The 12406-nt window shown below is 72.7% G+C and carries 9 protein-coding genes; 5 read left to right on the plus strand and 4 right to left on the minus strand.

The genetic code is table 11. The annotated features are described in order from the left end of the window. The first annotated feature begins 133 nt into the window (after nt 1-133). Genes GT755_RS06610 through GT755_RS06620 form a run of 3 tightly spaced genes read left to right on the plus strand, consistent with a single transcriptional unit; the run spans nt 134 to nt 5168 of the window. The gene (locus tag GT755_RS06610; protein WP_161478837.1) at nt 134-2893 is read left to right on the plus strand and encodes a glycoside hydrolase family 3 protein; all 2760 of its coding nucleotides are present in this window, start codon (nt 134-136) and stop codon (nt 2891-2893) included. 5 nt (nt 2894-2898) lie between these two features. Continuing rightward, nucleotides 2899-3882, plus strand: a complete 984-nt coding sequence (locus GT755_RS06615) for a LacI family DNA-binding transcriptional regulator (protein WP_285584000.1) — start codon at nt 2899-2901, stop codon at nt 3880-3882. Continuing rightward, complete coding sequence (locus GT755_RS06620) at nt 3879-5168, plus strand: GH1 family beta-glucosidase (protein WP_161478839.1); 1290 nt, start codon at nt 3879-3881, stop codon at nt 5166-5168. The genes GT755_RS06615 and GT755_RS06620 overlap by 4 nt, the downstream gene beginning before the upstream one ends. Here the strand turns inward: GT755_RS06620 and GT755_RS06625 are convergent. The 4 genes from GT755_RS06625 to GT755_RS06640 all read right to left on the minus strand — a co-directional run bounded on the left by GT755_RS06625 (nt 5165) and on the right by GT755_RS06640 (nt 9205). Further along, nucleotides 5165-5608: a hypothetical protein gene (locus tag GT755_RS06625; RefSeq protein WP_161478840.1), complete on the minus strand. Its 444-nt coding sequence runs from the start codon at nt 5606-5608 to the stop codon at nt 5165-5167. The two genes, GT755_RS06620 and GT755_RS06625, sit on opposite strands and share 4 nt — an antisense overlap. A 204-nt stretch (nt 5609-5812) precedes the next feature. Then, nucleotides 5813-6754 (minus strand): isopenicillin N synthase family dioxygenase, encoded by a 942-nt coding sequence (locus GT755_RS06630; RefSeq protein WP_161478841.1) that lies wholly within the window; start codon nt 6752-6754, stop codon nt 5813-5815. A gap of 116 nt (nt 6755-6870) precedes the next feature. After that, complete coding sequence (locus GT755_RS06635) at nt 6871-7602, minus strand: DoxX family protein (RefSeq protein ID WP_161478842.1); 732 nt, start codon at nt 7600-7602, stop codon at nt 6871-6873. A 67-nt stretch (nt 7603-7669) separates the two neighbouring features. Next, nucleotides 7670-9205 (minus strand): MFS transporter, encoded by a 1536-nt coding sequence (locus tag GT755_RS06640; protein ID WP_161478843.1) that lies wholly within the window; start codon nt 9203-9205, stop codon nt 7670-7672. 121 nt (nt 9206-9326) lie between these two features. Between GT755_RS06640 and GT755_RS06645 the strand changes: the two genes are divergently transcribed. After that, nucleotides 9327-10337, plus strand: a complete 1011-nt coding sequence (locus GT755_RS06645; protein WP_235966173.1) for an alpha/beta hydrolase — start codon at nt 9327-9329, stop codon at nt 10335-10337. Nucleotides 10338-10454: 117 nt separating this feature from the next. Then, on the plus strand, nt 10455-12221 hold the full coding sequence (locus GT755_RS06650) for a tetratricopeptide repeat protein (RefSeq protein ID WP_202609734.1): 1767 nt from the start codon (nt 10455-10457) through the stop codon (nt 12219-12221). Nucleotides 12222-12406 lie beyond the last annotated feature (185 nt).

Raw genomic sequence — 12406 nt, forward strand, 5'->3', positions numbered from 1 at the left:
CCGAACCGGTTAAGCGGCACCCTTCGGATATGTCGGACTTAACACCGACGAAATGATTTCGAAGCGCTTCGACACCTGACCTCCAAGCGCTTCTTCCCGCGTAATTCGAAGCGCTTCGACCGAGGACGTGTCCATGAGCGAACCCTTCCGCGACCCCGCGCGCCCGGTCGCCGAACGCGTCGCCGACCTGGTGGCCCGGCTCACCGTCGACGAGAAGATCGCACTGCTGCACCAGTACCAGGCGCCCGTCGACCGCCTCGGCCTGGAGCCGTTCCGCACCGGCACCGAGGCCCTGCACGGCCTGGCCTGGCTCGGCCCGGCGACGGTGTTCCCGCAGGCCGTGGGCCTGGCCAGCACCTGGAACCCCGAGCTGGTCCGCCGGGTCGGCGCGGCCACCGCCGACGAGGTCGTCGCCTTCCACCGCAAGGACCGGTCGGGCGCAGGCCGCAACGTGTGGGCGCCGGTCGTGAACCCCTTACGCGACCCGCGCTGGGGCCGCAACGAGGAGGGCTACAGCGAGGACCCCTGGCTGACCGGCGTCATGGGCACCGCCTACGCCTCGGGCCTCAAGGGCGACGGCCGGGTGATGAAGACCGCCCCCACGCTGAAACACTTCCTCGCGTACAACAACGAGACCGACCGCTGCGCGACCAGCAGCAACCTCCCGCCGAGGGTCCTGCACGAATACGAGCTCCGCGCCTTCCGCGCCCCCATCGAGGCGGGCGCGGCCGTGGCGGTGATGCCCAGCTACAACCTGGTGAACGGCCGCCCCGCCCACCTGTCGCCGCTGATCAACGACGTGCTGCGCACCTGGGCCCGCGACGACCTGCTGGTGGTCAGCGACGCCTACGCCCCCGCGAACCTCTTCGGCGTCCAGGCCTACTACGACGACCCGGCGGAGGCCTACGCCCACGCCCTGAAAGCCGGCCTCGACAGCTTCACCCAGGACGACGCCGACCCCGCCGCGACGCTGGGCCACGTACGGGAGGCGCTGCGGCGCGGCCTGATCGACGAGTCCGACGTCGACACCGCCGTCCGGCACGCCCTCTCCATCCGGGTCCGGCTGGGGGAGTTCGACCCGAACGAGCCGTTCCTCGAGATCACCGAGGCGGTGGTCAACCGGCCCGAGCACCAGAGACTGGCCCGCGAGGCCGCCACCGAGTCGATGACGCTGCTGAAGAACGACGGCCTGCTGCCGCTGGCGGCGGCCACGAAGGTCGCCGTGGTCGGGCCGCTGTCCGACGTGCTGCTCGAAGACTGGTACAGCGGCACGCTGCCCTACCAGGTCACCGCCCGCGCGGGCCTGGCCGGGCGCACCGAGGTCCTGTGGTGCGAGGGCGTCGACCGGATCGTGCTGCGCGCCGAGGAGGGCTACGTCTCGGCCAGCGCGGAGACCACCGGCGGGCCGCTGACCACCGGCCCGTCGGCGGAGTTCGACCTGTTCGACTGGGGCGGCGGCGCGGTCGCGCTGCGCAGCGTGCCCAACGGCCGGCACGTCGGCGTCGGCGACGACGGCGTGCTCGTCAACGACCAGCCGGGGCCGAGCGGCTGGGAGGTCCGGCAGACGTTCCGGATGGAGGACCGCTTCAGGGGCGTGGTCCTCCGCCACATCTTCACCGGACGCTACGTCGGGATCAGCGACGGCGTTCTCGGACTCGCCGACGACCCCGAGAACGCCGCCGTCTTCGTCGTGGAGACGGTCGAGAGCGGCGCTGGGCGGGTCGCCCGGCTCGCCGCCGAGGCCGACGTCGCGGTCGTGGTGCTGGGCGACCATCCGCTGGTCAACGGCCGCGAGACCGAGGACCGCGCCGACCTCGCCCTCCCGCGGCTCCAGGAGGACCTGCTCAGGGCCGTGCACGCCGCCAACCCGCGAACCGTGCTCGTCGTCTCCAGCGGCTACCCGTTCGCGCTGAACTGGGCGCAGGAGCACGTGCCGGCGATCCTGTGGTCGTCGCACGGCGGCCAGGAGTACGGCCACGCCCTGGCCGACGTGGTCTTCGGCGACGCCGACCCCGGCGGGCGGCTCACCCAGACGTGGTACCGGTCGGCGTGCGAGCTCCCCGACCTGCTCGACTACGACATCATCACGACCGACGCCACCTACCTCTACTTCCGGGGCAGCCCCCTCTACCCGTTCGGCCACGGCCTCAGCTACACCACGTTCGGCTACTCCGACCTGACCGCCGTGCCGGGGGAGGAGACGCTGCGCCTGGAGGTGACAATCGCCAACACCGGCGCCCGTCCGGGCGTGGAGGTCGTGCAGTTCTACACCCACCAGTGCCGCTCGCGGGTCAAGCAGCCCGTGCGGTCGCTGCGCGGGTTCGTGAAGGTCCGGCTCGCGCCCGGCGAGTCGCGCCGGGTCGGCGTCACCGTGCCGCTGCGCGACCTCGCCTTCTGGGACGTCACCCGCGACCGCTTCGTCGTCGAGGACGCCCCCTGCAAGGCCCAGGCGGGCCCGTCGAGCGGCGCGATCAGGGTGTGCGCGCGCTTCCACCTGCCGGGGGAGACCGTCCCGCCGCGCGACCCCTCCCTGCTCGACGCCGCCGCGTGCGACGAGTACGACGGCATGACCCTCTGCGAGGCCGCCCGCGACCGGGGCGACGCGGTCAGGTCGGCGGAGCCGGGGGCCTGGGTGCGGTTCCGCGACGTGGCCCTCGCGGGGGAGACGACGGCCGTCGTCACCGCCGCCGGCGACGAGGGCGGCATGGTCACCCTCCGGCTCGGCGACCCCCTCGGCGAGATCGCCGCCACCCTCGCGGTGCCCCGCACGACCTCCCGTTTTGATCCAGTCGAGACCCGGGCGCACCTTTCGCCGGTGACCGGAGTACGCGATGTTTATCTGGTGTGCGAGAACGAGGGAGTGACCGTGACCACGCTGAGGTTCCACGCGTGAGGACGGTGACGATCGCCGACGTCGCCCGGCACGCGGGGGTGGCGGTCTCCACGGTGTCGTACGTGCTGAGCGGCAAACGCGCCATCTCGGCCACCACCCGGCAGCGGGTGCTCGACAGCGTCCGGGTGCTCGGTTACCACCCGAACGCGGGCGCCCGCGCCCTCGCCAGCAAACGCGCCAACGTGATCGCCCTGGTCCTGCCGCTGCGGGCCGGGATGAACCTGCCGGTGCTGATGCAGTTCGCCACCTCGGTGGTCGCCACCGCGCGGCAGTACGACCACGACGTCCTGCTGATGACCGCCGACGAGGGCCCCGACGGCATCCGCCGGGTGGCCGCCAGCGCCATGGTCGACGGGCTGCTGCTGATGGACGTGGAGGTCCGCGACACCCGGGTCCCGCTGCTGCGCGACCTGGCCGAACCGAGTGTGCTCATCGGCTTCCCGGCCGACGCCGAGGGCCTGACCTGCGTCGACCTCGACTTCCACCGGGCGGGCGCCATCTGCGCCGCCCACCTGGCCGAGCGCGGGCACCGCGAGATCGCGCTGCTGGGCGCACCCGGGGTCGTCTACGAACGCGGCACGGGTTTCGCCGAACGAACCAGGGCAGGGTTCCTGGCGGAGGCGACCGAACGCGACCTCCACGCGGTCGCGGTGCCGTGCGCGGAGACCTACGACGAGGTCGCCTCGGCGGTGAAGCTGCTGTTCGACGCCCACCCCGGGCTGACCGGGGTGGTCGTGCACAACGAGGCGGCCGTCGGCCACGTGCTGGGGGCGCTGCGCGCTCTGGGCCGGGCCGTGCCGGAGGACGTGTCGGTCGTCGCGATCTGCCCCGACGACATCGCCGAGCGGGCCCGGCTCACCTCGGTCCTCATCCCGGCCGAGGAACTCGGCAGGGAGGCGGTCCGGCTGCTGATGGCCAAGCTCGACGGGTTGCCGGCGGGGTCGATCCTGCTGGAACCACGTCTCACGATCAGGGAGAGCACACGTTGATCACGTTTCCGGAGGGCTTCCGCTGGGGTGCGGCCACCGCGTCGTACCAGATCGAAGGAGCGGTGGACGAGGGCGGCCGAGGACCTTCCATCTGGGACGTCTTCTCGCACACCCCCGGGAAGACCGCCGACGGCCACACGGGCGACGTCGCCTGCGACCACTACCACCGTTATCCGGAAGACGTCGCGATCATGGCCGACCTCGGCCTGAAGGCCTACCGCTTCTCGATCGCGTGGCCGCGCATCCAGCCTTCCGGAAGCGGCGACCCCAACCCGGCGGGCCTCGACTTCTACGACCGCCTCGTCGACGCCCTGCTCACCGCCGACATCGAACCGGTGGCGACGCTCTACCACTGGGACCTCCCGGCCGCCCTCGACTGGCGCGACCCGGCCACGCCCGAGCGCTTCGCCGAGTACACCGCGATCATGCACGCCCGCCTCGGCGACCGCGTCCGGACCTGGACCACCCTGAACGAGCCGTGGGTCTCCGCCTTCGTCGGCCACGGCTCCGGCCGCCACGCGCCCGGCGTCGCCGACCCGGCCGCCGCCTTCACCGTGGCCCACCACCTGCTCACGGCCCACATGCTCGGCGTGCGCGCCCTGCGCGCGGGCGGCGCGGAAGAGGTCAGCCTGACGCTCAACCTGACCCCGATGGTCGGCGACCCCGACGTGACGACGCTGCCCGACGGCCTGGCCAACCGCCTGTTCCTCGACCCCACGCTGAAGGACGGCCGCTACCCCGACGACGTTGCCGCCCACATCGCCAAGTTCACCGACCTGGGCGACCTGCCCTACGAGCCGATCGACCTGCTCGGCGTGAACTACTACACCGTCAACCGCCTGGCCGCCGACCCGGCGTCGAAGGGCCACGATGAGTTCCCCGGCTGCGAGGGCATCGCCTGGTTGCCGCCGCGCGGCGAACCGACCGAGATGAACTGGGAGGTCATCCCGCAGGGCCTGGAGGACCTGCTGGTCCGCCTGTCGGCCGACTACCCGGGCGTGCCGCTGATGATCACCGAGAACGGCGCCGCCTACCCCGACTCCGTCGACGACCAGGACCGGATCGCCTTCCTCGACGGCCACTTCCGCGCCGCCGCCAACGCCATCGAGCGCGGCGCCGACCTGCGCGGCTACCTGGTCTGGTCGCTGCTCGACAACTTCGAGTGGGCCCGCGGCTACCACAAGCGCTTCGGCCTGGTCAGGGTCGACTACGACACCCTGGAACGCACCCCGCGGTCCAGCGCTCACTGGTACCGCGAGGTGATCGCCCGCAACGGCCTCCTCTAGCTGAACGACACCGACGTCACGGTGCAGGTGGTGAGCCACGGGCCGGGGTTGACCGGCTGGGCCGAGCAGCCCCAGGTCGCCACGACGTTCGTCGTGCCGGCGGGGATGGTGAAGCCGCTCGACGACCCCGAGAAGTCGCCGTAGGGGTAGTGGCCGCTGCTGCACAGGGCGGTGACCCCGGCCGAGGTGGCCCCGGCCGGGAGGGTCTGGGTGAACGAGAAGGCCTTCGTGGCGGGCACGGCGACCAGGCCGGGCGCCGGAGTGGCCGGTGAGGTGTACAGGTTCACCGCCGAGGGATACCAGTCGCGGGTGTCCCCGTAGTTGTTGGAACTGGTGCAGTCCACCGTCCCCTGCAGGGTGACGGTGGACGCGGCGGCGGGTTGCGCCAGGCCCACGAGGGCCAGCGCGCCGGTGGTGACCAGTACGGATCCGAGTGTCATCACTCGGCGAGCCAGTGTCGCGGCAGCTATCACCGTTTCTCCTCAGCTTGGGACATCGGGCCACCGCGAATGCAGCATCCTCCGAGCGCCGAGGTCAAAGCCGGGCGGTTCCGGCGGGCCCGTAATCCGCCGGGGCGAAGGAGATCCCGGCCTGGTCCAGGGCCATCGGGCGAGGTTGCGGCCCGTCCGGGCCAGGTGAAAGGTTCAGATCACCTCGTCGCGCAGCTCCGGGAACACCTTGGACACCTTCCCCAGGAGGTAGTCGCCGTAGGTGCCGGTGAACGCCCGCAGGTCCTGCCCGTCCCACCGCCGGAAGCCCTTGGCGGTGGGCGGCAGCGGCGGCAGCTCGCTGTCCCAGCCGGGGTCGAAGAAGAAGGGGAACGACAACCGGTCGCGGCCGGTCGCGTTGTACACCCGGTGCGGCGTCGAGCGGTAGTGGCCGCCGGTGAGCCGGTCGAGCATGTCGCCGATGTTGCACACGAACGTGCCGGGGATCGGCGGCGCGTCCACCCACCCCGTCGACGTGCGCACCTGCAACCCGGCGTTGGCGTCCTGCAGCAGCAGCGTCAGCAGCCCGTAGTCGGTGTGCTCGCCGACGCCCCACGCGTCGTCGACGCCGGGCGGATAGTGGAAGATCCGGAACAGGACGGTCGGATCGGCCGTCGACCCGGCCGAGAAGTGGTCGCGGGGCAGCCCGAGGCTCAGGGCCACCCCGCCCAGCACCGCCTGCGCCACCCGTTCGAGCTCGGCGAGATAACGCAGCACCACGCCGCGCATCTCGGGGATCTCCTCGGGGAACAGGTTGCGCCCGTGCAGCGGCCGCCCGTCGGGCTCGCGCTCCGCGCCGAAGTAGAGGCCCTCCTTGAGGTCGGGCCTCCCCGAGGTCAGCTCACCGCCGACCGGGAAGAACCCCCGCCAGGCCCGGCCGCCGCGCGCCATGGCGATCTTGAGCTTGGCCTCCTCGGGCAGCGCGAAGAACCGCCGCGCACAGTCGTCGAGCTCGCCGATCAGCCCGGCGGGGACGCCGTGCCCGGAGACGTAGAAGAAGCCGCTGTCGACACAGGCCGCCTCGATCTCGGCGGCGGTGCGCTCAGCGGGCCCGCCGTCGAGCAGCGGGCGCACGTCGATCACCGGAAGCGTCGTCATTTTCTCTCCGTTACGGCTCCGCCCACCCTGGCACCGCCCGCCGCCCCCGAACCGGCCGCACCCGGCGCCGGCCGGTCGCGCCCGCCTCGCGCCGCGACGACCGGGTGACCCGAAGCCTATTCGGGCTTGCCGCTCCGGCGGCCCGCGACCAGCGTGTCGCCCGGTTCGCCGCCGGCGGCCGGCTCGCTGCGGTTCTCGGTCGTGGTGTCCCGGCGGGGCTTGCGCGGCGCGGGCTTCGGCTTGGGATGCGGCGCGGTCGGCTCGTCGGGCTGGTTGGGGAAGGTGACCGGGCCCTTGTGCGCGTCGGTGCGCTCCGAATCCGGCGACGGCTTCGACTGCGCCGGTGCACCGGGCGTCGGTTCGCTCCGTTTGGGTTCACGCAGCGCGTTGATGACGGTGTCGGCCTCCATGTCGGCCGCCATCTCGTCGGCCGCCTCGGCGTCGCGCCGCTTGATGATCACCATGTGGTCGACCGAGAGCCGTCCGCCGCCGTTCACCGACAGCAGCACCGAGGCCGCGCCCAGCGCCACGACGAGCTGCACGCTGCCGCCCGTCAGGGGCAGGCCGGTGTCGCCGGCCGCCAGGATGAACACCGCGAGCGCCTCGGCGAACAGCAGCACGCCGACGACCGGCACGGCCAGCCCGGCGATGAGAAGCGCGCCGCCCAGCAGCTCGATGAGCATGGTGGCGGCCGCCCAGAACGACGGGATCGGCGCGTCGAGCTGGAGGAACTGTGTCTCGGTGGCGTCCAGGCCGGCCCGCAGCTTGGCCCAGCCGTTGGCGAAGAAGATCCCGCCGACGCCTATGCGGGCCGCGAGCGTGGCGAGGTCGATGAAGGTTTTCTTCACGGGACTCATTCTGGGGGGTTATGGGATGGCTTTACGAGGCAATTGCCCCATAACCAACCCTCATATGTCAGACGGAGAGACGTTCCTTTTCCCGCCGGCGTTCACGTCCGGGCACCAGCACCGCCACCACGAACGCGTTGGCCAGCAGCAACACGACGCTCACCCCGACGGCGGCGTGCAGCCCCGACACGAACGCCGACCGGGCCACCTGGAGCAGGGCCGCTCCGGCCGCGCCGCCCGCCTCCCCGGCCACGTGGGCGGCCGCCGCGAGCGACCCCCTGGCCTGCGCGAGCAGCCCTTCGGGCACCCCGGCGACGGCGGTGAGCCGGGGCGCGTACACGACGGTGGTGACCGTGCCCAGGACGGCGATGCCGAGGCCCGCGCCGAGTTCGTAGGCGGTCTCCTCGATGGCGGCGGCGCCGCCGGCGCGCGACTCGGGCGCGGCCGACATGATGGCGTCGGAGGCGGCCAGCAGGGCGACCTCGATGCCGAAGCCGATGCCGACGAAGCAGAGCGTCAGCGTGACGGGGTGGTCTTCGACGCCCCAGCCGAGCGTGGGCGTGAGCGACAACGCGGTCAGCGCGAGCCCGCCGCTCATGGTGGCCCGCAGCCCGATCCGCTGCAGCACATGGGCCGCCGCCAGGCCGCCGCCGATCGCCGCGACCATCAGCGGCACCATCCGCAGCGCGGCGTCGAGCGGCCGCAGCCCCAGCACGAGCTGGAGGTACTGCGCGAGCAGCAGCTCCAGCCCCACGAGCGCGAACACCGCGAACAACACGCACGCCACCCCGGTCGCGAACCCCCGGTTGGCGAACAGCCCGAGGTCGAGCAGCGGCGCGGCCAGCGCCCGCTGGCGGGCGACGAACCACGCCAGCACCGCGATCCCGGCCAGCAGGATCAGCACGGCCGCGCCCCGGCCCACGGTGTGCCCGTAGCCGGCCTCCTTGAGCCCGAAGGCCACGGCCAGCACGCCGACGACCGACAGCAGCGCGCTCGGCCAGTCCCACGAGTGGCCGTGGCGCCCGGTGACCTCGGGGATCAGCCGGGCGGCCAGCGGCAGCGCGACCACCAGCAGCGGCACGTTGATCAGGAACACCGCGCCCCACCAGAAGTGCTCGACGAGCACCCCGCCGAGCACCGGCCCGACGGCCGCGCCCCCGGCCGCCACCGCGCTCCAGACCCCCAGGGCGATGGCGCGTTCGCGCCGGTCGGTGAAGACCTGCCGGATGATCGAGAGCGTCGCGGGCATGATCATGGCCCCGCCGACGCCGAGGAACGCCCGCGCCACGATCAAGGCCTCGGGCGTGGCCGCGAACGCCGCCGCCAGGGAGGCGATCCCGAAGACCACGTAACCGAGCAGCACCAGCCGCCGCCGCCCGAACCGGTCGCCGAGCGTGCCGAACGTGACCAGCAGCGGCGCGACCACGAGCGAGTAGACGTCGATGATCCACAGGAGCTGCACACCCGTCGGTTCGAGCGCGGACGTCAGCGCCGGCACGGCGATGTGCAGCACGGTCGCGTCGACGGCGATCAGGAGCAGGCTGAAGCACAGCAGCGCGAGGATCGCCCACCGGTCCGCTCTCGGGTCGGCCCTCGGGAACATGAGGCGCAGCTTAGGTGATCCACCGAAGATCACTCAGGCGGTTGCCAAGACTCGGTCTCCGCCCAAGTGTCCCGATAAGTCCCGTCATAGTGTGATGGGCATGCCGCCCTGGAATGCAGAAATGTCTGGACGTGTCGATCGAGTCACCGTGGTCAGCGAGGTCCTGCGGGACAACCCGCTCGGCGACCCGTACGAACGCCCCCTGTGGGTCTACCTCCCGCCCGGCTACGACGACGGCACGGCCGCCTACCCGACGATCTACGTCATCCAGGGCTACTCGGGCCAGGTCGTCATGTGGGGCAACCGCCAGCCCTGGCGGCGGACCGTACCCGAGATGCTCGACCGGGTCTTCGCCGACGGCGAGGCGCCGCCCGCGATCGTCGTCTACGTCGACGCCTGGACCCGCCTCGGCGGCGGCCAGTTCGTCGACTCCCACGGCCACGGCGCCTACCACTCCTACCTCTGCGACGAGGTCGTGCCGTACGTCGACCGGCACTACCGCACCCTCGCCGCGCCCGGGCACCGCGCCGTCACCGGCAAGTCGAGCGGCGGCTACGGCGCCATGATCACCCCGATGCTGCGCCCGGACCTGTTCGGCGCCCTGGCCACCCACGCGGGCGACGCCCTGTTCGAGGTGCTCTACCCCCGGGAGTTCGTGCCCGCCGCCCGGATCCTGCGCGAGGAGTACGACGGCTCCTGGGAGAGGTTCCTCGACCGCTTCCACGCCACCGGCGGACGCTGCCCCGGCAGCGACATCGTCATCCTCTACGGCAACGCCGCCTCCTACTCCGCCAACCCCGGCGGCTCGGTTGACATGCCCTTCGACCACCTCGGGAGATTGGTTCCCGAGGTGTGGTCGAGGTGGCTGGAATATGACCCCGTCGTCATGGCCCCCAAGCACGCCGAGGCGCTCCGCGGCCTGCACAGCGTCTGGATCGACGCCGGACGAAACGACGAATACTTCCTCGATATGGGCGCCACCGCCTTCCACGAGGAGGTGCGGAAGGCCGGAGTGCCCGCCGCGAACGTGTTCTTCGAGCTCTTCGACGGAACCCACGCCAACCTTGAACACCGCTACGTCATGGCGGTCAAGTGGCTGGCGCCGCGCTTGACTCAGGGGCGACCTCTCTAGAGAGATAGAGGTGTATTCCGGGCCCTAGCCACACCCTGTCCGGCACCAGATCATTCGGGGGTGGGGAGCGATGCCGAGGATCACCCTTCCCGTGCCCGGCGGGAACCCGGGTCCGAGGTGCCGCCCCCGAGCGACCGCGCCGATCCACGGGCCTGGTGTGGGGTCGCGGCGGCACGACTGCGCCGTGACCGGCCCGAAGAGGCGCTGGAGGCCGCTCGTCAGGCGGTGGATCGTGATCCGCACGGCGAGTGGGGGCATCGCCTGGCGAGCCTCGCTCTGGAACGTCTCGGCCGCGACTCCGAGGCGGTCGCGTCGGCCCAGGAGGCCGTTCGGCTCGCGCCGGGCTCCTGGGCCGCGCGACTCCGGCTGGCCGGCGCGCTCCGGCGGGTCCCGGCCCGCTGGCGCGAAGCGTGGGAGGAGGCCGGCCGCGCGGTCCGCTACGCCCCCGACGAACCCGGCCCCCACGCCCTGTCCGGCGATCTGGCCCTGATCAGGGGAGACCACGACACCGCCGCCGCGAGCTACCGCGCGGCGCTGCGCCGCGACCCCGCCCAGCCGGGGGCCCGCGTCAACCTGGGCCTCACCTTCCTGCGCTGGGACCGGCACCGCGACCACCACGACCCCGCCTGGGAGGCCGACCCGCGCGACACCGGCCGGGCCCGCCGCGCCCTGGAGACGTGGTCGCGCCGGATCCGGCTGCTCCTGGCCGTCGCTCTGACGGCGGTCTCGGTCGCCGGGCTCGGCTTCGACCTCTATCAGGAGGCCAGAATCGCCGGCTACGCCGTCCTCGCGGCGGTTCCGCTGATCACCTGGCGGCAGGCCGCCCGGATCACGGTGTGGCCGCTGGTCCCGGCCATGCTCGGGCGCGACCTGTGGCTGAGCGTGTCGGTGACCGTCGCGGTGATGACGGTGGCCGCCTATGTGATCGGCGTGGCCGGGATGCCCGCCCTGGAGATCACCCTGACCGGCTCGTTCCTCGCCCCGGCGGCCGGCGGAGAGTGGGCCGGGGCCCTCGGCTTCGTGCTGTTCAACGCGCCGGCCATTCTCGTGCTGCGGCTGCTGGTGGAGGCGTGGCGGGGCCGCCCGGTGCGGGCCCTCGCCGAGTTCGCCCGGGTGCCCGGCGACGCGACCGCCTGCCGCGACACCGACGTCACGCTGTGGGTGATCGCCGCACGCGCCTGGTGGACCATCCTCGCCCTCGCCGCGCTGCCGTGGCCCCGCGTGGCGCTCGCCGCCCTCGCCGTGCCGCTGTGGTTCGCCCTCGCCGGCCGATGGTCCCGGCCGGACCGCAGTGCGGGACCGGTGCTGGGGCCGGTGTTGCGGCGCGACCGTTGGCTGGGCGCCGCCTTCGTGCTGCTCGTCGTCGCGGCCGGCTGCGTCGCCGCCGGCGGGGCCGTGCCCGGCTGGACGCGGGCCTGGCAGGCCGGCTGGGCCGCGCTCGGCCTGTTCGCCGTCGCGTTCGCGGTCAGGGCGGCGACCGCCTGGTGGCGTGGGGCCCCGGGGCCGACGCGATCCTCGCTCGTGCCGCGCGACCACCCGCCCGCCGACCTCGGCCCGTCGTCGGGCCTCACCGACGAGGTGCGCCACGCCGCCACCTTCTCCCGCAGCGTCGTCCTCTCCTACGCCGGGCCGGGCGGCCCCCGCTCCGTCGCGGTCAGCGCGGTGACGTCGGTCAGCCCGTCGGGTGAGATGCGCGTCATCGCCGGGGACGAGGCGTGGGAGGCCGTCGAGCGCGACCCGCGTGTGGCCGTGTTCGTCGGCGACCCCCGGTTCTGGGCCGAGGTGCGCGGAGTGGCGATCGCCGACCACGACGTTCTGCGGATCACCCCGCGTGAGGTTCTGGTCCGGGAATATCCCGGCCGCCACCAGGCTCGCACGCGTTAGGTCCACCCATTCGTCTTTCCCGTGCGGTATAACCGGGGGCGGACCGGGGAGGCAGGATGCGGGAGGACGGCCGAGCCCGCCCCACGGGGCGAGTGGCTGCGAGAAACGCTTTCGAGCAGGCGCGACAGCGCTATTTCGCTCTTCCTCCGGTCGCCCGAAGAGTCGTTTTCATCGGGTTACTGGTC

The organism is Herbidospora solisilvae (assembly GCF_009901565.1).
Taxonomy (GTDB): domain Bacteria; phylum Actinomycetota; class Actinomycetes; order Streptosporangiales; family Streptosporangiaceae; genus Herbidospora; species Herbidospora solisilvae.

Coding starts and splice junctions, on each gene's coding strand:
- GT755_RS06610 (WP_161478837.1), top strand. CDS start 134: ATGAGCGAACCCTTCCGCGACCCCGCGCGCCCGGTCGCCGAACGCGTC.
- GT755_RS06625 (WP_161478840.1), bottom strand. CDS start 5,608: ATGACACTCGGATCCGTACTGGTCACCACCGGCGCGCTGGCCCTCGTG.
- GT755_RS06630 (WP_161478841.1), bottom strand. CDS start 6,754: ATGACGACGCTTCCGGTGATCGACGTGCGCCCGCTGCTCGACGGCGGG.
- GT755_RS06640 (WP_161478843.1), bottom strand. CDS start 9,205: ATGTTCCCGAGGGCCGACCCGAGAGCGGACCGGTGGGCGATCCTCGCG.
- GT755_RS06645 (WP_235966173.1), top strand. CDS start 9,327: ATGTCTGGACGTGTCGATCGAGTCACCGTGGTCAGCGAGGTCCTGCGG.